The sequence below is a fragment of the Anaeromicrobium sp. genome (genome assembly GCF_025210435.1).
Taxonomy (GTDB): Bacteria; Bacillota; Clostridia; order Peptostreptococcales; family Thermotaleaceae; genus Anaeromicrobium.
Genome location: NZ_JAOART010000004.1, coordinates 25,796 through 50,270 on the forward strand (window position 1 = coordinate 25,796; position 24,475 = coordinate 50,270).

Sequence of the window (24,475 nt, forward strand, 5' to 3'; positions counted from 1 at the left end):
GAGGTGATATAATGTTTGAAAAATTAGATTTTATTGAAGATAAGTATAAAGACCTTAGTAATAAAGTTGCGGACCCAGAAATTATAGGTGATCAAAAGGTATGGCAAAAGTACATTAAAGAATTATCTGATATGGAACCTATAGTTAATCAGTACAAGGAATATAAGGAAGTTAAAGACGGAATTGCAGAGGCAAAATCTATCTTAGAAGAAAGTGACGATGAAGAGTTCAGAGAGATGGCTAAGATGGAATTAAGTGATCTTGAAGACAGACTTCCAGATATTGAAGCTAACTTGAAATTATTATTAATTCCAAAGGACCCTAATGACGAGAAAAACGTATTAGTGGAAATTAGAGCTGGTGCTGGTGGAGATGAAGCAGGATTATTTGGTTCTGATTTACTTAGAATGTACACAAGGTATGCTGAAAGACAACGTTGGAAAGTTGAAATGATGAGTTTAAGTGAAACAGGAGTAGGTGGAATAAAGGAAGTTGTATTTATGATCAAGGGTAAGGGTGCTTACTCTAGACTTAAATATGAAAGTGGAGTTCATAGGGTACAAAGAATCCCAGCTACTGAATCAGGTGGAAGAATCCATACATCTACCACAACGGTAGCCGTTTTACCTGAAGTTGCTGATGTGGAAATAGATGTTAATATGAATGATGTACGTGTAGATGTATTTAGATCATCTGGAAATGGTGGTCAGTCTGTTAATACTACAGACTCTGCCGTAAGACTTACTCACATACCTACAGGAATAGTTGTATCTTGTCAAGATGAAAAATCTCAGCTTAAAAATAAGGATAAGGCATTTAAAATATTAAAGGCCAGAATATACGACAGGGAATTGGCAGCACAAAACGCTGAGATAGCTCAAGAGAGAAAATCTCAAGTTGGTACGGGAGATAGAAGTGAGAGAATAAGAACTTACAATTTCCCACAGGGAAGAGTTACGGATCATAGAATCAACTTAACCCTTTATAAATTAGATCAAATACTAGATGGAGTAATAGATGAAATACTAGATTCATTAATCACTACAGATCAAGCAGAAAAATTAAAAAGCATAGAATAATAAAAATACGTCATATTATAATATGACGTATTTTTATTATTCTATTTAATCATGGGCCCTTTTATGGGAGAGAAAATCCTAAAAGAACCTATCCATAATACTAAAGTTTTAGATGAAGTGGCAAAAATGGCCTTTAGAAGTGAGAAAATAAATGATAATATTAAACCTATAGAGAGGGTTTTATTAGGCAAGCATTATTTTAGAAAACATGGTAAAAATACCTAGTATGGGCAAGAATAAAAACATGGGATAAATTTTCTCTAAAGATACTGTAATTCAATTAGAACAAACTAATATTAAAGACATTAAAATTGTAAATTTGTTTGGTACCATAAATTATGGCATGGACCATGTGTATATGTTAAGCGTTATAAGTATAGTAGCAGCTTTAAAGGGGGGGTTATATAAATAGGTGATGATAAAACCCTTAAATAACAAAAACTATTAATAGGAGTGTTAATGTGAATATTAAAGGTATTGGAGCTAGTGCAGGAATAGCCATTGGAAAGGTCTATAAGTTCCAACAGGCTGAATTTAGTATAGAAAAACAAAATATTTCTAGTGTTGAGAAAGAGTTGGAAAAACTAAAGAGTGCAATTGACCATAGTGAAAGGGAACTAGAGATTATTCGAGATAAAACTAAAGAAACCATAGATGAAGAACATGCAGCTGTCTTTGATGCACATATTCAAATACTTAAAGATCCATCTATAATAGATGAAGTGGAAAAAATTGTAAAAGAACAAAGGGTTAATGTGGAATATGCTTTCCATGAAGTGACCAATAATTATATTAATATGTTTGAAAGTATGGAAGATGAATATATGAAAGAAAGGGCAGCTGATATAAAGGATGTTAAAAAACGTGTTATTAGCCATATATTAGATGTTAAAATATGTGATCCTTCTTTAATAGACGAAGAAGTTATAGTCATAGCCCATGATTTAACTCCTTCTGATACGGCCCAATTGAATAAGAAATATGTACTTGGATTTGCCACTAATATAGGAGGACGTACCAGCCATAGTGCAATTATGGCCTGTTCCTTAGAGATACCTGCTGTTGTGGGAACTAAAACCCTATTAGAGGAAGTAAAAGATGGAGAATTACTTATAGTAGATGGAATAAATGGACATGTAATACTAAATCCAAGTGAGGATGAGCTGAAAGAATATAAAGAAAAGGCAAAGAAATATGAAGAACAAAAGAATATGCTAAAGAAGTTTGTAGATAAAAAGACAAGGACTATGGATGGATATGAAGTGGAGTTAGGTTCTAATATAGGTTCTCCTAATGATTTAGATGGAGTTATAAGCAATGGTGCTGAAGGAATAGGATTATATCGTACAGAATTTTTATATATGGGCAAGGACCATTTTCCAACGGAAGATGAGCAATTTAAAGCATATAAAGAAGTATTAGAGAAAATGGGAGATAAACCTGTTGTAATTCGTACCCTAGATATTGGAGGAGATAAAGAGTTATCATATATGGAAATGCCTAAAGAATTAAATCCTTTCCTAGGTCATAGGGCTATTAGGTTGTGTCTTGAAAAAGTAGATTTATTTAAAACTCAATTAAGAGCTCTATTACGTGCAAGTGCTTACGGAAATTTAAAGATAATGTTTCCTATGATAGCTACTATTAATGATTTTAAAAGGGCCAAGGAAGTCCTAATAGGTGTTAAAGAGGAAATGATAAAAGAGGGCATAAAAATTAGTGACAATATTGAGGTAGGTATAATGGTAGAAATTCCATCAACTGCCATATTAGCAGATCAGTTTGCCAAGGAAGTGGATTTTTTCTCAATAGGAACAAACGATTTAATCCAATATACTTTTGCAGCAGATAGGATGAATGAAAAGGTATCCTATTTATATCAGCCATATAATCCATCCCTATTACGACTTATAAAAATGGTAATAGATGCGGCCCATAAGGAAGGAAAATGGGCTGGTATGTGTGGAGAAATGGCAGGGAGCCAATTGGCCATTCCTTTATTATTAGGACTTGGATTAGATGAATTTAGTATGAGTGCCACAAAGGTTTTAGAAAGTCGTTACTTAATCAGTAAATTAAATAAAAAGCATACCCATGACCTAGTGTCAAAAGCTCTCCAAATGAATAATAACGAAGATGTTGTAAAATTAGTAGAAGAATATATTTCTGAGGTAGAATAAAAGGGTAAAAAGATAATTAAATAAAGTTATTATAGTATGAGAGCAAAAATAGAGTTCCTAATTTTAGGAACTCTATTTTGATTTTCCTTATTGTTTCTGAATTTTATAATATATTTAATATAATTGACTAAAAATATATGTATCCCTAATAGTCTTTTGTTCATAGATAAATATCACAATCAACAACAGAATGAATATTCTGTAAATATATTTGAAAAGGAAATTCCATAGTGGTAGAATAATTTATATAAAAGGTATTAAAAAATATGGAAAGAAGGGTAGGTTATGGAACTAGCACCCAAATTAGAGTATTTGTTGCATATTGGTATTATTTTATTAGGAGCACAAATTGGAGGAATAATAAGTAGGCGTCTAAGGCAGCCTGTGGTTTTGGGGCAAATAATAGTAGGAATTTTGTTGGGAATAAATCTCATAGAAAAAACAGAATTAGTTAGTCAATTGGCAGAAATAGGAGTAATATTTTTAATGTTTATAGCTGGTCTTGAAGCAGATGTGGATGAATTAAAAGCGTCAGGAAAATCTTCTACTGCCATAGCCATATTAGGAGTAGTTGTACCTATGGGGTTAGTTAGTGGAGCTGCATATCTAATGGGTCAAAGTATGGCTAGTAGTATAATATTAGGACTTATATCCATTGCTACTAGTGTAAGTATATCTGTTCAGACTTTAAAAGAGATTGGCTTTTTAAGATCAAAACAGGGTATAGCCATATTAGGGGCAGCTATTATAGATGATATTATAGGGATCATACTTCTTACTTTAACAATAGGTATGGTAAGGCCAAATGCCCATAGTGGAGTATTTAGTGTAATAATAAAAATAATAACTTTCTTTATAATAACCTTTGTATTGGGATATATAATAATAAAGGTTGTACTTAAAATCCATCATAAATTTAATTTAAGAAGGGTAATAGTGTCATACTCCTTAATATTTTGCCTATTGTTAGCATATCTCTCAGAGGATTTAGGTGTAGCTGCCGTAACAGGAGCTTATTTTGCAGGAGTAATACTTTCTATGACTCCTTATAGACATAAAATATCCCACGATATACAAATTGTATCTGACAGCTTTTTTACACCTATATTCTTTGTATCTATAGGATTAGGAGTAGAATTGAATGAACTGGGATATGGTATTTTATTTAGTTTAATATTAGTATTGTTGGGAATAATAGGGAAAATATTTGGTTGTGGATTTGGAGCAAGGGCTACAGGCTTTTCTTTAAGAGAGTCATTACAAGTGGGAATTGGCATGGTTCCAAGGGCAGAGGTATCCATAATCATAGCTAACTTAGCCCTTTCATTAAACTTAATTGGAGATAAGGAGTTTTCTTCAGCCATTGTACTTGTAGTTGCTACTACCCTTATGACACCATCCTTACTTAAGTGGAGTTTTAAAGGATATGAGTTATAGATTTCTTATTTATAAACTGGCTTTATGTGAGCCTACTTCAGGAAACTATTGAAAAATTTTTCCATCGAAGTCACCTGCTAAGATGTGAATTTTAAAGAGGGGTTCATGTGTCATGTTGACTATGCTTAGGATATAGTGACGTTCCACGATTCCAAAAATTTTCAATAGTTTCCCTTGTAGTCAAGTTACTGTATATAGAGATTAGTGTTCATAAATCTATAGACAATAAGGTAATATAAGAATAGACCTTTCCATATATATACATGGGGAGGTTTTTTTATGGGAAAAGTATTGGAAATAGGTATTATAGGTTTCGTGGTAGGAGTAATAGGAACGGGGATAGGTGGAATCATATCCATATTAGTATCTGATATAAAAGGAAACATTTTAAGTTTCATAATGGGATTGTCAGGTGGCCTAATGTTGTCTATAATATGTTTTGATTTACTAGAAGAAGCCTTTAAGATCACTTCTCTTCATATAAATATTATTGGATTAATATTAGGAATGATAATCATGAGCCTAATAGAGGTTTTGTTGAAAAGAAGAAATAGGAGTGGAAATAAATATAGGCGGATAGGATTTTTATTGTCAATTGGGGTAGCACTACACAATTTCCCAGAGGGCCTGGCCATAGGATCAGCTTTTTTACTCACTAAATCCTTAGGGATTGGTGTATCTATAGTGATAGCTATACATAATATTCCAGAAGGCATATGTATGGCAGCTCCCATGAGAATGGGAGGCTTAAATAGATTGAAAGTATTATTGTATACCATGTTAGCAGGGGCTCCTATTGGTATAGGTGCATATATGGGGGCTCTACTTGGAAATATATCACAAAATTTCATAGGATTTTCTTTAAGTTTAGCAGGAGGCAGTATGTTATACATAGCCTGTAGTGAATTGATACCATCGGCTAAGGAAGTATCTACGAAAAAAATTCAAACTCATGGTATATTAATGGGATTTATTTTAGGAATACTAATAACTAAAATGTAGATAAAATATTGACAAATCTATTTTGTTAGAATAAATTTAAGGATAGATAATTGTAGATTTGTTAATTGAGAATTTGGTTTATATGGGCCTACTTCATTGAGGAAAAAAACTATAAAAAAATATAAATGAATAAGGAAACGGGAGGAACAAATGACAAAGATTTTTAATATAGATCCTAGAAATTTTAAAGATTGTGAGTTGGAAGAGTCAGCAAAAATATTAAATGAGGGTGGAACAGTGGCCTTTCCTACGGAAACCGTATATGGAATAGGGGCAAATGCATTAGAAGAAGAGGCGGTAAAAAAAATATTTGAAGCTAAGGGGCGTCCATCGGACAACCCTTTAATAGTACATATATCAAAAGAGGACCAATTAAAAGAATTGGCTAAGGATATTAATAAAAACGCCCAATTATTAATAGAAAAATTTTGGCCAGGACCACTGACCATAATATTAAATAAGAGAGATAAGGTTCCAAATTGTACTACCGGAGGATTAAATACTGTGGCAATTAGGATGCCATCCCATAGGCTAGCAAGGAAATTAATAGGCCTATCAAAGGTTCCTGTGGCCGCACCAAGTGCTAATATATCTGGAAAACCATCTCCCACTAAGGGGGAACATGTGGTTAAAGATTTGAAAAATAGAGTAGATGGCATAATCTGTGGTGGACATGTTCAAATAGGATTAGAATCTACAGTAATAGATGCCACAGGAGAAGTACCTATTATTTTAAGACCTGGAGGAGTTACAAAGGAAGAGATTGAAGAAGCTTTAAATATGGAAATAAAAGTAGACCCAGCCATAGAAGGTTATTTTAAAAAGGATTTAACTCCGAAATCTCCTGGTATGAAATATACCCACTATTCTCCAGAGGCTCAGGTAGTAATAGTAACAGGTAATTTAGAAGATACTGCAAAAAAAATAATAGAATTAAAAAAAGATGCCATAGAGGAAGGTAAAAAGGTAGGAATCATGTGCACCGATGAAACGAAGGAGAAATATGATGGCCTTGTATATTCCATGGGAAGTAGAAAAAAAATAAGTACCATAGCCTTAAACATGTTTCATATACTAAGATTATTTGATGAAACAGATGTGGACATAATCTTTGCAGAGGGAATAGAAAGTGCCCACCTAGGTAGTGCCATAATGAATAGGATGACTAAAGCAGCAGGTTATAATATAATAAAATGTTAGTAGGAGCCAAAAAGGAGGAACGAATGAATATACTATTTGTCTGTACGGGTAACACCTGTAGAAGTCCCATGGCAGAAGGATTAATGAAAAAATTAATAGAAAAGCACAATTTAAATATAAATATATATTCTGCTGGAATATTTACAATGGATGGACTGAGTCCATCTGAAAATTCCATCTTAGCCATGGAGGAAATAGGAATAAATATAAGGGATTATAAATCAAATACTATAACAAAAGAACTAATAAATAAGAGTCATATTATATTAACTATGACAAAAAACCATAAAGAGAAAATATTACAAATAATTCCTGAAATCTCAAATAAACTATACACACTCAAGGAATATACAAAAATAAAGGCTTATAGTGATATATCAGATCCATATGGACAAAATTTAAATGTTTATAAGGCTTGTAGAGACGAAATAAATAGGGCATTAGAGATGATAATAAGTGAACTTAAAAAAGAAATGGATTAGGGATTAGTATATTTTTATTCACACTCTATACTCTAAATCATAAAATAAATACTTGACTTTTTTTCAAATATACACTACAATAATGAAGATTTAAGTTTCTATAATGGAGGTGCGAGGATGAAAATAGCTTTAGGTAGCGACCATGGAGGATATAATTTAAAAGAGGCTATTAAAGAGTACTTAGAAGAAAAAAACATTCCATATGAAGATTTTGGTACTAACTCTGTAGACTCAGTTGATTACCCTGCATATGGCGAAAAAGTAGCTGTAGCTGTGGCTGAGAAAAAATGTGATTACGGAATATTATGTTGCGGAACGGGAATAGGCATATCCCTTGCAGCAAATAAAGTGCCAGGAATTAGATGTGCAGTAGTTTCAGATGTTTTCTCTGCAAAAATGTCTAAAGCGCATAACAATGCTAACATGCTATCATTAGGAGAGCGTGTAGTAGGACCGGGATTAGCACTAACTATTGTGGAAACATGGCTAAACACTGACTTTGAAGGCGATAGACATGAGCGTCGAGTAAATTTAATAGGTGACATTGAAAAGAAGTATAACAAATAAAAGAGGAGTTGTGAGTATGGAAAATGTATTTGTAATGGATCACCCTTTAATCCAACATAAGATTAGTATCATAAGAGATAAAAACACTGGTTCAAAGGAATTTCGTGAAGCAGTAAAAGAAATTTCAATGCTTATGGGATATGAAGTAACTAGAAATCTTCCTTTAGAAGAAGTTGAAATTGAAACTCCTGTATGTAAAACGAAGAGTAAAGTAATAGCAGGAAGAAAATTGGGAATAGTTCCCATATTAAGAGCAGGTCTTGGAATGGTAGATGGTCTTTTAAGTTTAGTTCCAGCAGCTAAAGTGGGACATATAGGATTATACAGAGATCCTGAAACTTTAGAGCCTGTAGAATACTACTGCAAATTACCAGTAGATGTTCAGGAGAGGGAATTAATAGTAGTAGATCCAATGCTTGCAACTGGTGGCTCTGCCATAGCAGCTATTAAATTTATAAAGGATAGAGGAGCTACAAATATTAAACTAGTATGTTTAATAGCTGCTCCAGAAGGTGTTAAAGCTGTAAGAGAAGCACATGCAGATGTGGAAATATACTTAGGTTCATTAGATGAAAAATTAAATGATCATGCATACATAGTTCCAGGTCTTGGAGATGCTGGAGATAGATTATTTGGCACTAAATAATCCATGTATAAAAAAACTCAAAAAAAGTCATAACTAAGATTAGGAGCAGTATATACTGCTCCTTTTTTAAAAGGCTATTTAAGATAAATATAAGATTTATGTGATAAAATAATTTAACTAAAGGTTTATATATGAAAAATATGCTAAGGGGGAAATAATATGCGTCCTGATTGGAACACATATTTTATGGAAATGGCCGAAATGGCTAAGACTAGATCTACTTGTAAGAGAAGAAAGGTTGGAGCTGTAATAGTAAAAAATAAAAGATTATTATCTACTGGATATAATGGAGCCCCATCTAATACTAAACATTGTTTAGAAATAGGTTGTCTAAGGGAAGAGATGAATATACCATCAGGAGAGAGACATGAATTATGTAGAGGAATTCATGCTGAGCAAAATGCCATAATTCAGGCAGCTTATCATGGTGTATCCATAGAGGGAGCAGATTTATATTCTACACTACAACCCTGTGTATTATGTGCTAAGATGGCCATAAATGCGGGAGTTAAAAGAATTTATTTTAAAGGGTCCTATCCAGATAAATTGTCCATGGGTCTATTAGAGGAAGCTAATATAGAATTGATAAAAATGGACTAGCAAATAATGACAAAATAATAACTAAAAATTACCTAATTATTGTGTTTTTTCCTAGTTTAATGTAAAATAACTATGAGTAGAATTTCACTATTAAAATAAATAGGAGTGTTACAATGTATAAATATATTATAAGTTTATCGGTAGCTTTTATTGTGTCGTGTATAATGACTCCTTTTGCCATTAAATTAGCTCGTAAAATAGGAGCTATAGATGTGCCAAAGGACAATCGTAGAGTTCATAAAAAACCTATTCCAAGGATGGGTGGAGTAGCCATATTTTTAGGATTTGTAGTTAGTATACTAGTAACTCTTCCTATGGATAAAAAAATAATAGGATTAATTGCAGGAAGCACTGTCATAGTTATTATGGGAATTATGGATGATACTAAGCCATTATCTCCTAAACAAAAATTTGTAGGCCAGTTAATAGGAGCTGCCATACTAGTTAGTGTAGGAATTACTATTGAAGGTTTTGGTAATCCCATAACAGATAAATGGGTTGGATTTCCCATATATTTATCCATACCTGTAACTATAATATGGATTGTAGGCATAACTAATACGGTAAATTTAATAGATGGATTAGATGGACTAGCAGCAGGAGTAGCTTCAATAGCAGCATTATCATTAGCATATATAACTTATATTCAAAATCCGGATAATATGGTTGTTATGATACTTACTCTATCTGTGGCAGGAGCGTCTTTGGGATTTTTACCTTATAACTTTAATCCTGCTAAGGTTTTTATGGGAGATACAGGATCATTATTCCTAGGTTATATTTTATCTGCCATATCTATTTTAGGAGTATTAAAAGGTGCCACAGCCATAGCTACAATAGTACCAGTACTTGCACTTGGTTTACCTATATTTGATACGGCCTTTGCAATTATAAGAAGATTTTTAAATGGAAAACCCATATTTGAAGCAGATAAGGGACATTTACATCATAGATTGTTATCTAGGGGATTAGGGCAAAGGAAAACAGTTTTAACCTTATATGCCATAAGTGCTCTATTAGGAATAAGTGCAGTTTTCATAAGTAACAACGAATTTGTATATTGTTTTATAACCATATTCTTTTTAACTACAACGCTATATAGAAGTATAGGAAAAGAATCCATAAGAAGTAAAAACAAATAAGGCATATGAAAAAAATAAACTAGTCAGGTCTCTGAGGGATTTGGATTATTTTTAAGGCATGGTGAGTGAGCATATTAAACATATGTAAGGGACTCCATAACGAATAAAATAATTCAAATAACCAGTGGAATGACTAATTTATTTTTCGAATATGCCTAACCAGGATAATATCCTGGTTTTTTAAATAGGGGGATATAAAATGAAGAAAATAAAGGTTATGAGTATATTTGGAACTAGGCCAGAAGCCATAAAAATGGCTCCCCTAGTAAAGGAAATAGAAATGGAAGAATCTATGGAATCAATAGTTTGTGTCACAGCCCAACATAGGGAAATGTTAGATCAAGTATTAGAATTATTTTCTATAGAGCCAGACTATGATTTAAATATAATGAAACCGGGCCAAAGTTTAACTCAAATAACGGCAAGGGCATTAGAAGGTTTAGATAAGGTAATAAATGAGGCAAAACCAGATATTATACTAGTTCATGGAGATACTACTACTACCTTAGCAGGATCCTTAGCTGCCTTTTATCATAAGGTAAAAATAGGCCATGTGGAAGCTGGTTTAAGAAGTGGTAATAAATATTCTCCTTATCCAGAGGAGATGAATAGAACTTTAGCTGGGAATTTAGCAGACATGCACTTTTGCCCAACAAAGGGAAATGAATATAATCTTTTAAATGAAAGAATAAAGGGCAATATTTATTTAACGGGAAATACTGTCATAGATGCCTTATTTAAGGTTATTAAGGATGACTATGTATTTGAAGATGAGAAACTTAATAATATTGACTATAAAAATAAAAAGACAATTTTACTAACTTGTCATAGGCGTGAAAATTTGGGACAACCTATGGAAAATATATTTAATGCCATAAAAAAAGTAGTAGAAGAAATAGAAAACGTAGAGGTAATATTCCCTGTACATTTAAACCCAAAGGTGAGAGAGTTGGCTAATTTAATACTAGGACAGGTGCCAAGGGTAAATTTAATAGAACCCCTTGATTATGAACCCTTTGCAAATTTAATTAACAAATGTGATTTAATACTCACAGATTCAGGTGGTATCCAAGAAGAAGCACCAGCCCTAGGTAAACCCGTATTAGTTCTTCGCACTGAAACGGAAAGACCAGAAGCTGTAGAGGCAGGAACGGTGAAAATGGCAGGTGTAGAAGGCCATAGGGTATATGAAATGACTAAGAAATTATTAGAGGATAATCATTCCTATAATGAAATGGCAAATGCAGTAAATCCCTATGGAGATGGAAATGCATGTGGGAAAATAATTGAGGCGATAAAAGAATATTTTAAAAGTGAATAGGAGAAATTGGTTAAGAGTTAAAAGACTAAACTCCAAATCCAAAACTATCGAAAAAATAAAAAAATGAAAGTATGTAGGAGGAAAACAAATAAAAACATGCCCTAAGGACTTTTACATGCAAATAACAAGTATTGATAGTATTAGACAATTAGAGTACAATTTACTTAAAAAGATAGTGAGTGAAGATTAATGGATCAGTATAGTAGTAACTCTGTATATTTCATATCCTATGCTAAATTACCAACAGATATATCAGCAGCTCACGTTCACAAGGTTGTAGGTTTAGGAATGATTATAAATCCAGATACCCAAATTATAGAAGATGTATCCTGCACCTTACTTACACAAGAAGCTAAGAGTTTTTTAAAGACCATATTCGTTGGATATGACCTTGAAAAGGATGGCATAGACAATCTATTAGAAAAGATTAAAAGTCGTTATCACGGCATGGCTCAAAAGGCCCTCTGTGTTGCGGCCAAGTCCACCTATTTAAAATATTTAGAATGGAAGAAAAATTCATATTAAGCACTGCTTTATTTGCAAGATTATGCTTCCACATAATTAAAAGTAAGTAAAATCCAGTGAAGTTGGTATAATTATCATGGTAGTTATGTCTCTTTGCTGGATTTTTTTTGTGTGCCATTAAAATATAAGAATATAAACAAAAAAATTAAAATAAAAAGGGGAGTTAAGTATGAGTCTTAATAAGGCACCTAAAAACCATGTGTTTTACAGAAATCAAAATTGGCATTATCCAAAGATTGTAAAAGGAGAAGGTGTTTACCTTTATGATGAAAATGGAAAGAAGTATCTAGATGGTTGTTCAGGATCAGCTGTAGCCAATATAGGACATGGAAATAAGGAAGTGGCAGAGTATGTTAAAGAACATGTGGAAAGGATTGCATTTACACATCTTTCTAGATGGACCGTAGACTCTATTGAAAATTGTGCAGCTAAAGTGGCAGAGTGGGCACCAGGAGATTTAAATCATGTATACTTCGTATCTGGTGGTTCTGAATCTACTGAAACTGCTATAAAAATGGCCAGACAATACTTTGTTGAAAGGGATGGAGTATCAAGTTCTAAGTGGAAAGTTATCTCTAAATGGAATTCATTCCATGGAAATACTATGGGATCCCTATCAATGACAGGTATCACTGGAAGAAGAAAAATATATGACCCAATGCTAATTAATTTCCCTAAGATTCCACAATTTTATCACTATAGAAATCCTTGGGCATGTGAAACACTAGAAGAAACTAGTATAAAGGCTGCTGAGGCACTAGAAGCTGAAATAGTAAGAATTGGAGCAGATAATGTGGCTGCATTTATTACAGAACCAGTGGTAGGATCGGCAGCACCAGGAGTTCATCCTACTAAGACTTATTTTGAAATGGTTAGAGCTATTTGTCATAAGTATGACGTATTATTAATAGTAGATGAGGTAATGGCTGGATTTGGTAGAACTGGTAAGCGATTTGCTATGGAGCATTTTGGTGTGGTTCCAGATATTATAACTACTGCTAAGGGAATGAGTTGTGGATATACTCCAATGGGAGCTTGTATTTCCAGTGATAAAATATTTAATACAATAATGGTAGAAGGTTCTGGACATTTTGTTCACGGACACACTTATGCAGGAAATCCATTATCTTGTGGAATTGCACACAAAGTAATTGAAATAATGGAAAGGGATGGATTTGTAGAAAATGCTGCTACCATGGGAGATTACCTGATGGAAAAAATACAGACCCTATACAAATATCCTATAGTAGGTGATATTAGAGGTAAGGGATTAATGATTGGTATTGAATTCGTTAAAAACCAAGATACTAAGGAACCATTTGACCCTAAAAAGGCAGTAAAGGGCATGTTAACTAATCAGTGCTTAGAAGAAGGTTTAGTAATTTATCCTGGTGGAGGAAGTGTAGATGGAGTAAGGGGAGACCACTGCCTAATAGCACCACCTGTTAATATAACAAAGGAAGAAGTAGATGAGTTATTCGCTTCATTTGAAGCTGGAATCAAAAGGACTTGTAAAGAATTAGGATATGAAATATAAAAGGAGGCTACCCATGGAGAAATTAGTTATAACCATTGCACATACTGGAAATGTTCCTACAAAGGAATTAAATCCTCATACACCTGTTACAATAGATGAAATAGTAGAGGATATTAAAAAATGTAGAGAATTAGGTGCTGCTGTGGCCCATATCCATGTAAGGGACGAAAATGAAAAACCAACGAGTAAGAGAGAATTATTCCAAGAAGTTTTAAGAAGATTAGATGAAGATAATGTGGATATTATAAGACAAGTATCTACAGGTGCTCGTGGTGGAGAAAATACATTTGAGTACAGAGGTCAGATGTTAGATATACCTGGAGCTGAAATGGCAAGTTTGGCTACTGGTTCTTCAAACTTCCCAACAAGTGTAAATGCCAATTCACCTGATTTAATTAAGGATTTAGCTAAAAAAATGTATGATAATAATCTTAAGCCAGAGGTTGAAGCCTTTGATATGGGTATGATTGATAATGCCAAAAGATTTATAAAAAAGGGTATATTAAAGGCACCTGTGCATTTTAACCTAGTTATGAATGTGCCAGGGTCCATAGCTGGTACTCCAAAGAACTTGCTTCATATGGTAGAATCTCTACCAGCAGGATCCACATTCTCCGTATCTGGAATTGGTAGATGCCAAGTAGATATGATTGCCATGGCAATTATGTTAGGTGGTCATGTGAGAACTGGTCTTGAAGATGTAATTAAATATGATAAAGATACATTAGCTTCTAATGCCATCCTAGTAGAAAGGGTTGTTAGAATTGCTAAGGAATTTGGAAGAGAAATAGCTACTCCAGAGGAAGCAAGAGTAATATTAGGAATAAAATAATAAATTATTAGTGACAGTTGGCAGGTCACAAGAAATTTATAATTTCCAGTAATCTGCCAACTAATAATTGTTACCAATAATTTTGAAATAAATTTTAAAAAGGGCAATCATTTTCACATAAATGTGTTACAATATATAAGGTGGCAATACAGTTGTAATACAATTGTTAATTAATATAAAAACGGGGGTGTTTATATGAGCAAGATTACAACACTAGAAGAAGCTATGAATCAAATCAAAGATGGTATGACTATTATGATCGGTGGATTTATGGCTTGTGGAACACCAGAAAAATTTATGGACGCTTTAGTACAAAAAGGTGTAAAAGATTTAACTATTATAGGTAATGATGGAGGATTCCCAGACAGAGGAATTGGAAAACTTGTAGTAAATAAACAAGTTAAGAAACTTATTGCATCACATGTAGGGTTAAATCCAGAAGTGGGAGTTCAAATGAATTCTGGTGAAATAGAATGTGAATTAGTACCACAGGGAACACTAGCTGAAAGAGTACGCGCTGGTGGAAATGGTCTTGGAGGAATTTTAACTCCTACAGGAGTAGGTACTATAGTAGAAGAAGGAAAAGAAAAAATTGAAGTAGACGGTAAGGTATACTTACTAGAGAAGCCTTTAAGAGCTGATATTGCTTTAGTAGGAGCTTCAATAGCAGACAAAAAAGGTAATCTATATTTCAATAAAGCAACTAAAAACTTTAATCCACTTATGGCTACAGCTGCAGATACAGTTATAGTGGGAGCGGAGAAAGTAGTAGAAATTGGCGAAATAGATGCTTCTGACGTTATGACTCCAGCTCTATTTGTAGATTATATTGTGGAGGTGTAGAAGATGAATGTTAAAGAAATTATCGCTAAGAGAGTTGCACAGGAATTACACGATGGAGATGTGGTAAACTTAGGTATTGGACTACCTACTATGGTTGCTAACTACATACCTTCTGATATGGATGTTACATTTCAATCTGAAAATGGATTTGTAGGTCTAGGACCTGCCCCAGCTGAAGAAGATGTTGATATGGATCTTGTAAATGCTGGAGGACAGCCTGTAACAGCTGTTCCTGGAGCTGCATTTTTTGACAGTGCCATGTCATTCTCTATTATAAGGGGAGGACATGTGGATGTAACAGTTTTAGGTGCATTACAAGTAGATGCACAAGGAAACCTAGCAAACTGGATGATTCCTGGGAAAATGGTTCCTGGAATGGGTGGTGCTATGGATTTAGTTGTAGGAGCTAAAAAGGTTATCATATCTATGACTCATACGGCTAAAGGAAAGCCTAAGATATTAAAAGAGTGTAAATTACCATTAACAGCAGCAAATCAAGTTAACATGATTATTACAGAAATGGGAGTTATGGAAGTAACTAAAGATGGAATTGTTCTTGTTGAGATCAATCCAGAATTTTCTGTTGAAGATGTAAAAAATGCTACAGAAGCAGAATTAATAATTTCTGAAAACTTAAAGAAAATGGAAATATAATAAAGTGAAAAGTCCCATACTATGTATGGGACTTTATTTATTTTGAAAGTTTGTAAAAAAAAATTGCAAAACTTTTTTTGGAAAATATATAATCATGACTAAAAAAATAATCATGATTGTTAAAAAAATATAAAACTTCTTAAAAATAATCCTAATTAATGAATACTTATTCATGAGTTTTAAATAAATATGATCATATTAATAAATGTAGGTTTAAGCAAGTTTATACAAGGGTTTTGGAAAATGTTTTCACAAAAATTATGAAGACTATGTATGTATCTTAATAAAAAAATAAGATATATGATTTGAAAGTTGTGATATGATATATTGCAAAGGGTAGAAAATTGTAGAAAAAATGTGAAAAATATGACAACAAAAGGACACTTGTATATTTTTACACAAGTGCTATAATTATTATTAGGGGAATGACTAAAATGAAAAGAGAAATATTTAAAAATCTTACATTGGTAAGTCAATTAGGCATAATAATGGTAGTGACCATAGGAGGATGCCTCTACATAGGTAAGTATTTAGACGGATTTATGGGAACTAGATATATCTTCATGTTAATATTCATAATATTAGGAGTAATAAGTGCTTTTCTAAATATATACAAACTGATCATGAAAAATTTTGACGAAAAAAAATGACCAATATGAAAAAATTGAATCTACAAAATGAAAATTCTAAAAATTTACATCATTCGAAAAGTGAGAAAACACTATACATTCTAATTAATGCAACTAATTATTCGCGATGCAATCAAAGTGACAGTTCATGGAAGGGAATAATTTAAGAAGGGAAGTGCAGTTTTGTCCTTTACAAGAGACTTGCAACTTAAGACTTATAAATATACTATATTATCTGCATTTGTTATAGGAACAATAGCTACCATATTATTTGATAATTCAAAGCCCATAATAATGGCTTTAATATTTGGAACTATTATAGGTATCCTAAACTTTAGATTATTAGCTATGACCCTAGAGAAGGCATCCCAGATGGAGCCGAGACAAGCCCAAGTATATGTCACAAGTAGATATTTTGTTAGATATATAATAACAGGATTAGTTTTATATGTGGCAATTAAGGCGGAGTATTTAAATGTAATTGGGGTAATAATAGGGTTAGTACTTATTAAAATAGTAATATTAAGTACTAATCTGTTTAATGATAAAGCTTATTATATGAGGATTTTTGGCAGAAAGGAGGACAAATAGTGGATGGAGGATTTGGCCCAAGAATTATTTTCCAAATAGGAGGAATACCTATTACGGAGACTGTAACTAATACTTGGATAATCATGATATTTCTAATAATCTTTTCTTATGTGGCAGGAAAGAATTTAAGTAAGATACCAAAGGGCTTTCAAGGTGGTGTAGAAGCTCTAGTAGATGGAATCTATGGATTAGTATCACAAACTATGGGAAAAGATAAAATTGGATTTGCTCCTTACATAGGAACTCTTATGATTTACTTAGTATTTGCAAATCTGCTAGGTTTAACATCATTAAGACCACCTACAGCAGATGCAAACACTACAATGGCCCTGGCTTTTCTAACATTCTTTATGATCCATGGATTTGGAATGAAATCTAAGGGTGTAGGAGGTTATTTAAAGGGATTTACAGAGCCATTTTTTGTTATGTTACCTCTTAATTTAATTGGAGAGTTAGCTACACCTATTTCATTAGGTTTCCGTTTGTTTGGTAATATAGTTGGTGGACTTATTATAATGTCACTACTATATTCTGGTTTAGGATATGCAAGTACATTACTTGGAAGTTCTATCCCATTTTTGCAAACAGCAATCCCAGTACCCCTTCACATCTATTTTGATGTATTCTCTGGGGTGTTACAATCATTCATATTTGCCATGCTAACAATGGTATTTGTAGCAATGGCTATCGATTAAGAAAGGTCAGACTGGAGGTGAAATGATGGAGGGTAACTTCATAACGATTTTTATAGACTGGCTACTTTCATTTGATACAAAGGTTTTAATATTGGCAGCATCAGCAATAGGAGCAGGACTTGCCATGATAGCAGGTATTGGACCTGGAATTGGACAAGGTTATGCTGCTGGTAAAGGTGCTGAGGCAACAAGTATAAACCCAAAATCCTCAAAGGATGCAACTATGGTAATGCTACTTGGAGCAGGTATTGCAGAAACTTCAGGTATTTTATCCCTAGTTATAGCTTTAATCTTACTGTTTGGTAACCCAATCATAAATCAAACAGGTCACAAATTAATATTGGCAGCATCAGCAATAGGAGCAGGTTTTGCCATGATAGGTGGTATAGGGCCTGGAGTTGGACAAGGTTATGCTGCTGGTAAAGGTGCAGAAGGTGTTGGAAGAAGACCTAAACAAAAATCAGGCATATTAAAGACTATGATTTTAGGTCAGGCTGTGGCTCAGACTACAGGTATTTATGCCCTTATAGTTGCACTCATATTAATGTTTGCAAACCCACTTATTAAATTAATGTAGAAAAACACATGTTAGGGGTATAGACCCTAAAGACTAAATCAAAAACAAAGAGATGAATATGTTTTTTCAATAATGAAGGAGGAATTTTATTATGGAACCTATTACAGGAAAAGCGTTAATATTAGCATGTTCAGCAATCGGAGCAGGATTAGCAATGATAGCGGGTATTGGACCTGGAATCGGGCAGGGATATGCTGCAGGTAAAGGTGCAGAGGGAGTTGGAAGACAACCAGAGGCACAAGGAGATATTATTAAAACTATGTTACTTGGAGCTGCTGTTGCAGAGACAACTGGTATTTATGGATTAATTATTGCCTTAATTTTATTATTTGCAAATCCATTAGTAGGATTATTATAATTCACAAAAATGGATTAGCTTAAAATGAAGGGAGGCAGCAATATATGGTTATGAAAGCTGGATTAGTCGAACTTAGTTGGACTGCCGCTTTTCAAGTGGTGAACTTTTTGATTCTATTCTGGGTTATGAAGAAATTATTATTTAAGCCAGTTTCTGAATTTATGAATAATAGAACAAACGAAATAGAATCGAGTATAAAGAAAGCGGAAGATAAAAACAGACAAGCTGAGGAACTTTTAAGTGATTATAAGAATAAACTTTCTAATGTGCAAGAAGAAGGTAGACAAATTATAAGGGAAAAAACTAAAGTTGCTCAAGTTAAGTATGATGAAATTGTAAAGGAAGCGCAAGTTGAGGCTAGAAGAAGAATGGATAAAGCTGAAGTTGAAATCGAAAGGGAAAAGCAAAAGGCTACAGCTGAGATTAAGGATTCTATTTCTTCATTAGTTGTTGCGGCTACTTCTAAAGTTTTAAATAAGGAACTTAATGAAAATACTCATAAAGAATTGATAGAGAATTTTATTGATGAGGTAGGGGATAGCTCATGGCAGAATTAGTAGCAAAAACCTATGCTCAGGCCCTTTATGATGTAGGACTTGAAGGTAAAAGTATAGACAAATTTTTAGAAGAGTTAAATTTTATTAGAAAATCATTTGATGAAAATGAAGATCTTTTTAGATTATACAAAACTCCTAAGATAAACAAGGAAGAAAAAAAGGTAATAACTGATAATATTTTCAAAGGTAATGTAAGTGAAGAAATAGTTAATTTTATTAAGGTATTATTAGATAAAAGAAGAATAAATAAGTTCTATGATATAGTAAAAGCCTATGAGAAAATGGCAAATGAATATTATGGAATTGTAGATGGTCTTGTGGATAGTGCCATCAAGTTAGATAATGACACATTAAAGAAATTAGAAGAAAAATTATCTATTGTAACAAATAAAAAGGTTAAGTTGGAAAATAATGTGGATCCATCCATAATGGGTGGAATACGTGTGAGAGTAGGAGACAAGGTATTTGATGATACTATTAAGAATCGTTTAGATAACCTAGCTGAAGAACTTGCACAAATAATAGTATAAGCTGATAGGGGTGATACATAGTGAACCTTAGACCTGAAGAAATCAGCTCGATTATAAAAGAGCAGATTAAAAGATATGAAAGTAAATTAGAAGTTAAAGATGTTGGAACTGTTATTCAGGTAGGAGACGGTATTGCAAGAATTCACGGTCTTGAAAAGTGTATGGCAGGAGAACTTTTAGAATTCCCAGGTGGAATTTACGGAATGGCTCTTAACTTAGAAGAGGATAATATAGGTTGCGTTTTAATGGGATCTGATGCGAACATTAAAGAAGGTGACGTTGTAAAGCAAACGGGAAGGATTGTAGAAGTTCCTGTTGGAGATAGTCTTTTAGGAAGAGTTGTAAATTCCCTAGGTCAAGGAATTGACGGAAAGGGACCTATTAAAACTGACAAATACAGACCAGTAGAAACTGCAGCACCAGGTGTTATTGAAAGAAAATCAGTACATCAACCATTACAAACGGGAATCAAGGCTATAGATTCTATGATTCCAATTGGACGTGGTCAACGTGAGTTAATAATCGGAGACCGTGAAACGGGTAAAACTGCCGTAGCAGTGGATACTATCATTAATCAAAAGAAAGAAAATGTTATTTGTATATATGTTGCTATTGGACAAAAGAAATCTACTGTTGCCCAAATAGTAAAAACTCTAGAAGATAATGGAGCAATGGATTATACCATAGTAGTGTCTGCTACTGCCAGTGAACTAGCTCCACTTCAATATATAGCTCCTTATGCAGGGTGTGCCATGGGAGAAGAGTTTATGCACCAAGGTAAGGATGTATTAGTAATATATGATGATTTATCTAAGCATGCCGTTGCATATCGTGCCATGTCATTATTACTTCGTCGTCCACCAGGAAGAGAAGCATATCCTGGAGATGTATTCTACTTACATTCAAGATTACTAGAAAGAGCTGCAAAGCTTAGTGATAAATTAGGTGGAGGATCTTTAACAGCCCTTCCACTGATTGAAACACAAGCAGGAGATGTTTCGGCATATATTCCGACTAACGTAATCTCTATTACAGATGGTCAGATATTCCTAGAATCAGAATTATTCTATGCAGGGCAACGTCCAGCTGTTAACTCTGGTATTTCCGTATCAAGGGTTGGTGGGGATGCTCAAATTAAGGCCATGAAAAAAGTTGCTGGTAAGATAAGATTAGAGCTTGCTCAATATAGAGAACTTGCATCCTTTGCTCAGTTTGGTTCTGACCTTGATCGCGATACACAAGAGAGACTTGCACAGGGTGAAAGATTAATGGAAGTATTAAAGCAGCCACAATATGAGCCTATGAAGGTAGAACACCAAGTTATGATTATTTATGCTGCTGTAAATAAGTACCTAAGAGATCTTCCTGTTAGTGAGATAAAGAGATTTGAAGCAGAATTTTTAAAGTTTATGGATGAAAACCATGATGAAATTGGAAACACTATCAAGTCTACGGGTAATTTATCTAGTGAAATAGAAGAAAAATTAAAGGCAGCCATAGAAGAATTTAAAGGCCTATTTAAAGTAGAAGAATAGATAATAGTATGTAAAACCCTGTAGAGCTGGAGGTGAGAAGATGGCAAGCATGCGTGATATTAAGCGTAGAATACGAAGTGTAAATAGTACTAAGCAAATTACTAAGGCTATGGAATTAGTATCTACGTCAAAATTAAGACGTGCCAGAGAAAGGGCAGATAAGATAAAACCTTATTTTCATACGGTAAAAGAAACAGTTCAAGATATATTTTCTAGTGCTACTGACTTAAATCATAAGTATACTAAGGCTAGGGAAGTGAAGAAAACTGGTTATATTGTAATTACTGCAGACAGAGGTCTTTGCGGTGGGTATAATATTAATGCTATAAAGAAAACATTGGAGAGTATGGAAGGTAAGAATGAGGTATCTGTCATAACTATTGGTTCTAAGGCTCGTGATTATTTTAGAAATAAAAAGTACGATATAGATGGAGAGTTTATAGGAATATCAGAAAAGCCAACTTATGCTCATGCTAAGAAAATTAGCTCATTAGCTCTTAAGTTGTATGAAAAGGAAATGGTAGATGAAGTGTATTTAGTGTACACTCAATTTGTGAGCACATTAAATCAAGAACCAGACATGATAAAACTACTTCCTTTTAGTAGTGATGGAAATGAAAAAGTAGATACAACTGATGATTATGAATATGTTTCATACGAACCTTCACCAGCAGTATTACTTGATTACATCATACCTAAATATATAGAGAGTAGTTTATACGGTGCATTGGCTGAGTCTTCTGCCAGTGAACAAGCGGCAAGAAGAATTGCCATGGAAAATGCCACTGACAATGCAGAGGAAATGATTGATAAGCTTACTCTAACTTACAACAGAGCTCGTCAGGCTGCGATAACTCAAGAAATTGCAGAAATCGTAGGAGGAGCAGAAGCGTTGAAATAAGAATGGATAACAATATTCACAGAAAGGATGTGAGTTGAGATGGCTAATAATGTAGGTAAGGTTATTCAAATTATCGGACCTGTACTAGATATTAAATTTGAATCGGATAATTTACCAGAGCTTCTAAATGCCATTGAAATAGATTTAAATGGAAAAAAAATCGTTGCTGAAGTTGCTCAACACGTGGGAGATGACACTGTAAGATGTATTTCCATGTCATCTACTGATGGTCTTACAAGGGGAGTAGACGCAATTAATACGGGAGCGCCAATTTCTGTACCTGTAGGACAAAAGACTTTAGGAAGATTATTTAATGTATTAGGCGAGGCTATAGATGAAAAGGGAGATGTAGGTTCAGAGGAAAAGTTCCCTATTCATAGAGAGGCCCCTCCTTTTGAAGAACAGGATACTTCATCTCAATTATTTGAGACGGGTATAAAAGTAGTTGATTTACTTGCACCTTACGTTAAGGGTGGTAAGATCGGTCTATTTGGAGGAGCTGGAGTTGGTAAGACAGTACTTATCATGGAGCTTATTAACAATATAGCAAAACAACATGGTGGACTTTCGGTATTTGCCGGAGTTGGTGAAAGAACAAGGGAAGGTAATGACCTTTACCATGAGATGATTGATTCTGGAGTTATTGATAAAACTGCTCTAGTTTTCGGTCAGATGAATGAGCCTCCAGGATCTAGGATGCGTGTTGCATTAACAGGTCTTACTATGGCTGAATATTTTAGAGATAGAGAAGGACAAGACGTACTTCTATTCATAGATAATATATTCCGTTTCACACAAGCAGGTTCAGAGGTATCAGCCCTACTTGGACGTATACCTTCTGCCGTTGGTTACCAACCAACACTAGCTACTGAGATGGGTGCCCTACAAGAGAGAATCACTTCTACTAAGAAAGGTTCTATCACATCTGTTCAAGCAGTATACGTACCGGCTGATGACTTAACTGACCCGGCTCCTGCTACAACATTTGCCCACTTAGATGCAAAAACTGTATTATCTAGAGATATAGCGTCCCTAGGTATTTATCCAGCCGTGGATCCACTAGATTCCACATCTAGAATTATGGACCCAGCAACAGTTGGAGAAGAACACTACACTATTGCCCGTAGAGTTCAGGAAGTTTTACAAAGATATAAGGAACTTCAAGATATTATAGCCATATTAGGTATGGACGAATTAACTGATGAAGATAAGTTAATAGTAGCTCGTGCTAGAAGAATACAAAGATTCTTATCTCAACCATTCTCAGTTGCTGAGCAGTTTACTGGTATGGAAGGTAAATATGTACCTATCAAAGAAACTATCAGAGGATTTACTGAAATCTTAGATGGTAAGCACGACGATTTACCAGAGTCTGCTTTCCTTTATGTGGGAACTATAGACGAAGCTGTAGAAAAAGCTAAGAAAGAGAGCTAGAGGGCAAGTTCATTTGTCTTTTTAGGAGGTGAAGAAATGGCTTCTACATTTAAGCTAGAAATAGTAACCCCTGAGCGCGATTTCTTTGAGGGTGAAGTTGAAGAAATAGTAGTTAGAACTGTAAGTGGAGATTTAGGTATTTTAAAAGACCATATGCATACGGTAAGTCCTTTGGCACCAGGTGTTGTTAAGATAAAACAAGAGGGGAAATTCAAGGAAGCTGCTTGTTCTGGTGGGTTTATTCAAGTTAAAACTGAAAAGACTACCATTGTGGCAGATGCATGTGAATGGCCAGATGAAATTGATGTTAAAAGGGCTGAGGAAGCTTTAAAAAGAGCCGAGAAAAACCTAGATAGTTCTGATGAGAATATAGATAAAAAAAGAGCTAGAAATGCAATTAGACGTGCAAAAGCTCGTTTGCTAGTTACTATGAAAGATAGATAAATATAATAAACCTAGACCAATGGTCTAGGTTTTTATGTTGTATAAAGATAAAAATAGAAGTGAAAAATATTAAAGAGAAAGTTAGCAGTATGCAGTTAGCGGATAGCAGTAGAAAACTTGACAAGCCATAGTTAAAATGCCACAATCGAAACAGCTAACAGCTAACAGCTAACAGCT

At 33.9% G+C, this 24,475-nt stretch carries 28 protein-coding genes; all 28 read left to right on the forward strand.

The annotated features are described in order from the left end of the window. Positions 1-11: 11 nt before the first annotated feature. The 28 genes from prfA to atpC all read left to right on the forward strand — a co-directional run bounded on the left by prfA (position 12) and on the right by atpC (position 24,298). Complete coding sequence (prfA, locus tag N4A57_RS00525) at positions 12-1,079, forward strand: peptide chain release factor 1 (protein WP_293655353.1); 1,068 nt, start codon at positions 12-14, stop codon at positions 1,077-1,079. Positions 1,080-1,142: 63 nt separating this feature from the next. Beyond that, positions 1,143-1,304 carry a hypothetical protein gene (locus tag N4A57_RS00530; protein ID WP_293655354.1) on the forward strand — a complete coding sequence of 54 codons (162 nt, stop codon included), beginning with the start codon at positions 1,143-1,145 and terminating at the stop codon, positions 1,302-1,304. Between the two features lie 236 nt (positions 1,305-1,540). Then, positions 1,541-3,259, forward strand: a complete 1,719-nt coding sequence (gene ptsP / locus N4A57_RS00535; protein ID WP_293655355.1) for a phosphoenolpyruvate--protein phosphotransferase — start codon at positions 1,541-1,543, stop codon at positions 3,257-3,259. 285 nt (positions 3,260-3,544) lie between these two features. Further along, a complete protein-coding gene (locus tag N4A57_RS00540) occupies positions 3,545-4,696 on the forward strand; it encodes a cation:proton antiporter (protein ID WP_293655356.1) in 1,152 nt (383 codons plus the stop codon). 279 nt (positions 4,697-4,975) lie between these two features. Next, positions 4,976-5,698 carry a ZIP family metal transporter gene (locus tag N4A57_RS00545; RefSeq protein WP_293655357.1) on the forward strand — a complete coding sequence of 241 codons (723 nt, stop codon included), beginning with the start codon at positions 4,976-4,978 and terminating at the stop codon, positions 5,696-5,698. Between the two features lie 150 nt (positions 5,699-5,848). Further along, the gene (locus N4A57_RS00550) at positions 5,849-6,898 is read left to right on the forward strand and encodes an L-threonylcarbamoyladenylate synthase (protein WP_293655358.1); all 1,050 of its coding nucleotides are present in this window, start codon (positions 5,849-5,851) and stop codon (positions 6,896-6,898) included. Positions 6,899-6,921: 23 nt separating this feature from the next. Next, positions 6,922-7,380, forward strand: a complete 459-nt coding sequence (locus N4A57_RS00555) for a low molecular weight protein arginine phosphatase (protein WP_293655359.1) — start codon at positions 6,922-6,924, stop codon at positions 7,378-7,380. Positions 7,381-7,497: 117 nt separating this feature from the next. Further along, positions 7,498-7,947, forward strand: coding sequence for a ribose 5-phosphate isomerase B (gene rpiB, locus N4A57_RS00560; protein ID WP_293655360.1), 450 nt, complete (start codon positions 7,498-7,500; stop codon positions 7,945-7,947). A gap of 16 nt (positions 7,948-7,963) precedes the next feature. Beyond that, a complete protein-coding gene (upp, locus tag N4A57_RS00565) occupies positions 7,964-8,593 on the forward strand; it encodes a uracil phosphoribosyltransferase (protein WP_293655361.1) in 630 nt (209 codons plus the stop codon). A 159-nt stretch (positions 8,594-8,752) separates the two neighbouring features. Beyond that, on the forward strand, positions 8,753-9,193 hold the full coding sequence (locus N4A57_RS00570) for a deoxycytidylate deaminase (protein ID WP_293655362.1): 441 nt from the start codon (positions 8,753-8,755) through the stop codon (positions 9,191-9,193). 113 nt (positions 9,194-9,306) lie between these two features. Continuing rightward, a complete protein-coding gene (locus tag N4A57_RS00575; protein ID WP_293655363.1) occupies positions 9,307-10,335 on the forward strand; it encodes a glycosyltransferase family 4 protein in 1,029 nt (342 codons plus the stop codon). A 199-nt stretch (positions 10,336-10,534) separates the two neighbouring features. Further along, positions 10,535-11,656, forward strand: a complete 1,122-nt coding sequence (gene wecB, locus N4A57_RS00580) for a non-hydrolyzing UDP-N-acetylglucosamine 2-epimerase (RefSeq protein ID WP_293655364.1) — start codon at positions 10,535-10,537, stop codon at positions 11,654-11,656. A gap of 189 nt (positions 11,657-11,845) precedes the next feature. Next, positions 11,846-12,181: a DUF3870 domain-containing protein gene (locus N4A57_RS00585; protein WP_293655365.1), complete on the forward strand. Its 336-nt coding sequence runs from the start codon at positions 11,846-11,848 to the stop codon at positions 12,179-12,181. Between the two features lie 169 nt (positions 12,182-12,350). After that, complete coding sequence (locus tag N4A57_RS00590; RefSeq protein WP_293655366.1) at positions 12,351-13,718, forward strand: aspartate aminotransferase family protein; 1,368 nt, start codon at positions 12,351-12,353, stop codon at positions 13,716-13,718. Positions 13,719-13,731: 13 nt separating this feature from the next. Beyond that, a complete protein-coding gene (locus N4A57_RS00595) occupies positions 13,732-14,550 on the forward strand; it encodes a 3-keto-5-aminohexanoate cleavage protein (protein WP_293655367.1) in 819 nt (272 codons plus the stop codon). Positions 14,551-14,745: 195 nt separating this feature from the next. Next, the gene (locus tag N4A57_RS00600) at positions 14,746-15,393 is read left to right on the forward strand and encodes a CoA transferase subunit A (protein ID WP_293655368.1); all 648 of its coding nucleotides are present in this window, start codon (positions 14,746-14,748) and stop codon (positions 15,391-15,393) included. Between the two features lie 3 nt (positions 15,394-15,396). After that, a complete protein-coding gene (locus N4A57_RS00605) occupies positions 15,397-16,047 on the forward strand; it encodes a 3-oxoacid CoA-transferase subunit B (RefSeq protein WP_293655369.1) in 651 nt (216 codons plus the stop codon). 434 nt (positions 16,048-16,481) lie between these two features. Continuing rightward, positions 16,482-16,697 carry an AtpZ/AtpI family protein gene (locus tag N4A57_RS00610; protein ID WP_293655370.1) on the forward strand — a complete coding sequence of 72 codons (216 nt, stop codon included), beginning with the start codon at positions 16,482-16,484 and terminating at the stop codon, positions 16,695-16,697. 162 nt (positions 16,698-16,859) lie between these two features. Then, positions 16,860-17,267, forward strand: a complete 408-nt coding sequence (locus N4A57_RS00615) for an ATP synthase subunit I (protein WP_293655371.1) — start codon at positions 16,860-16,862, stop codon at positions 17,265-17,267. After that, positions 17,267-17,962, forward strand: a complete 696-nt coding sequence (gene atpB / locus N4A57_RS00620) for a F0F1 ATP synthase subunit A (protein ID WP_293655372.1) — start codon at positions 17,267-17,269, stop codon at positions 17,960-17,962. Before N4A57_RS00615 ends, atpB begins: the two co-directional genes overlap by 1 nt. Before the next feature lie 25 nt (positions 17,963-17,987). Further along, entirely contained in the window at positions 17,988-18,539 is a 552-nt protein-coding gene (gene atpE / locus N4A57_RS18610) for an ATP synthase F0 subunit C (RefSeq protein ID WP_293655373.1), read from the forward strand. A gap of 91 nt (positions 18,540-18,630) precedes the next feature. Further along, the gene (atpE, locus tag N4A57_RS00630; protein WP_095134738.1) at positions 18,631-18,897 is read left to right on the forward strand and encodes an ATP synthase F0 subunit C; all 267 of its coding nucleotides are present in this window, start codon (positions 18,631-18,633) and stop codon (positions 18,895-18,897) included. Positions 18,898-18,941: 44 nt separating this feature from the next. Continuing rightward, positions 18,942-19,454: a F0F1 ATP synthase subunit B gene (atpF, locus tag N4A57_RS00635; RefSeq protein WP_293655379.1), complete on the forward strand. Its 513-nt coding sequence runs from the start codon at positions 18,942-18,944 to the stop codon at positions 19,452-19,454. Continuing rightward, positions 19,442-19,984, forward strand: a complete 543-nt coding sequence (locus N4A57_RS00640) for a F0F1 ATP synthase subunit delta (protein ID WP_293655380.1) — start codon at positions 19,442-19,444, stop codon at positions 19,982-19,984. The genes atpF and N4A57_RS00640 overlap by 13 nt, the downstream gene beginning before the upstream one ends. Positions 19,985-20,004: 20 nt before the next feature. Then, positions 20,005-21,519, forward strand: coding sequence for a F0F1 ATP synthase subunit alpha (gene atpA, locus N4A57_RS00645; RefSeq protein WP_293655382.1), 1,515 nt, complete (start codon positions 20,005-20,007; stop codon positions 21,517-21,519). Positions 21,520-21,559: 40 nt separating this feature from the next. Then, positions 21,560-22,420: an ATP synthase F1 subunit gamma gene (gene atpG / locus N4A57_RS00650; RefSeq protein WP_293655383.1), complete on the forward strand. Its 861-nt coding sequence runs from the start codon at positions 21,560-21,562 to the stop codon at positions 22,418-22,420. A 39-nt stretch (positions 22,421-22,459) separates the two neighbouring features. Next, positions 22,460-23,854, forward strand: a complete 1,395-nt coding sequence (gene atpD, locus N4A57_RS00655; RefSeq protein WP_293655384.1) for a F0F1 ATP synthase subunit beta — start codon at positions 22,460-22,462, stop codon at positions 23,852-23,854. A 36-nt stretch (positions 23,855-23,890) separates the two neighbouring features. Further along, positions 23,891-24,298 (forward strand): ATP synthase F1 subunit epsilon, encoded by a 408-nt coding sequence (gene atpC, locus N4A57_RS00660; RefSeq protein ID WP_293655385.1) that lies wholly within the window; start codon positions 23,891-23,893, stop codon positions 24,296-24,298. Positions 24,299-24,475 lie beyond the last annotated feature (177 nt).

Excerpts from the sequence above, each read along its gene's own strand:
- prfA (WP_293655353.1), top strand. The coding sequence starts at position 12 with ATGTTTGAAAAATTAGATTTTATTGAAGATAAGTATAAAGACCTTAGT.
- N4A57_RS00530 (WP_293655354.1), top strand. The coding sequence starts at position 1,143 with ATGGGAGAGAAAATCCTAAAAGAACCTATCCATAATACTAAAGTTTTA.
- N4A57_RS00540 (WP_293655356.1), top strand. The coding sequence starts at position 3,545 with ATGGAACTAGCACCCAAATTAGAGTATTTGTTGCATATTGGTATTATT.
- N4A57_RS00545 (WP_293655357.1), top strand. The coding sequence starts at position 4,976 with ATGGGAAAAGTATTGGAAATAGGTATTATAGGTTTCGTGGTAGGAGTA.
- N4A57_RS00550 (WP_293655358.1), top strand. The coding sequence starts at position 5,849 with ATGACAAAGATTTTTAATATAGATCCTAGAAATTTTAAAGATTGTGAG.
- N4A57_RS00555 (WP_293655359.1), top strand. The coding sequence starts at position 6,922 with ATGAATATACTATTTGTCTGTACGGGTAACACCTGTAGAAGTCCCATG.
- rpiB (WP_293655360.1), top strand. The coding sequence starts at position 7,498 with ATGAAAATAGCTTTAGGTAGCGACCATGGAGGATATAATTTAAAAGAG.
- upp (WP_293655361.1), top strand. The coding sequence starts at position 7,964 with ATGGAAAATGTATTTGTAATGGATCACCCTTTAATCCAACATAAGATT.
- N4A57_RS00570 (WP_293655362.1), top strand. The coding sequence starts at position 8,753 with ATGCGTCCTGATTGGAACACATATTTTATGGAAATGGCCGAAATGGCT.
- N4A57_RS00575 (WP_293655363.1), top strand. The coding sequence starts at position 9,307 with ATGTATAAATATATTATAAGTTTATCGGTAGCTTTTATTGTGTCGTGT.
- wecB (WP_293655364.1), top strand. The coding sequence starts at position 10,535 with ATGAAGAAAATAAAGGTTATGAGTATATTTGGAACTAGGCCAGAAGCC.
- N4A57_RS00585 (WP_293655365.1), top strand. The coding sequence starts at position 11,846 with ATGGATCAGTATAGTAGTAACTCTGTATATTTCATATCCTATGCTAAA.
- N4A57_RS00590 (WP_293655366.1), top strand. The coding sequence starts at position 12,351 with ATGAGTCTTAATAAGGCACCTAAAAACCATGTGTTTTACAGAAATCAA.
- N4A57_RS00595 (WP_293655367.1), top strand. The coding sequence starts at position 13,732 with ATGGAGAAATTAGTTATAACCATTGCACATACTGGAAATGTTCCTACA.
- N4A57_RS00600 (WP_293655368.1), top strand. The coding sequence starts at position 14,746 with ATGAGCAAGATTACAACACTAGAAGAAGCTATGAATCAAATCAAAGAT.
- N4A57_RS00605 (WP_293655369.1), top strand. The coding sequence starts at position 15,397 with ATGAATGTTAAAGAAATTATCGCTAAGAGAGTTGCACAGGAATTACAC.
- N4A57_RS00610 (WP_293655370.1), top strand. The coding sequence starts at position 16,482 with ATGAAAAGAGAAATATTTAAAAATCTTACATTGGTAAGTCAATTAGGC.
- atpE (WP_293655373.1), top strand. The coding sequence starts at position 17,988 with ATGGAGGGTAACTTCATAACGATTTTTATAGACTGGCTACTTTCATTT.
- atpE (WP_095134738.1), top strand. The coding sequence starts at position 18,631 with ATGGAACCTATTACAGGAAAAGCGTTAATATTAGCATGTTCAGCAATC.
- atpF (WP_293655379.1), top strand. The coding sequence starts at position 18,942 with ATGGTTATGAAAGCTGGATTAGTCGAACTTAGTTGGACTGCCGCTTTT.
- N4A57_RS00640 (WP_293655380.1), top strand. The coding sequence starts at position 19,442 with ATGGCAGAATTAGTAGCAAAAACCTATGCTCAGGCCCTTTATGATGTA.
- atpG (WP_293655383.1), top strand. The coding sequence starts at position 21,560 with ATGGCAAGCATGCGTGATATTAAGCGTAGAATACGAAGTGTAAATAGT.
- atpD (WP_293655384.1), top strand. The coding sequence starts at position 22,460 with ATGGCTAATAATGTAGGTAAGGTTATTCAAATTATCGGACCTGTACTA.
- atpC (WP_293655385.1), top strand. The coding sequence starts at position 23,891 with ATGGCTTCTACATTTAAGCTAGAAATAGTAACCCCTGAGCGCGATTTC.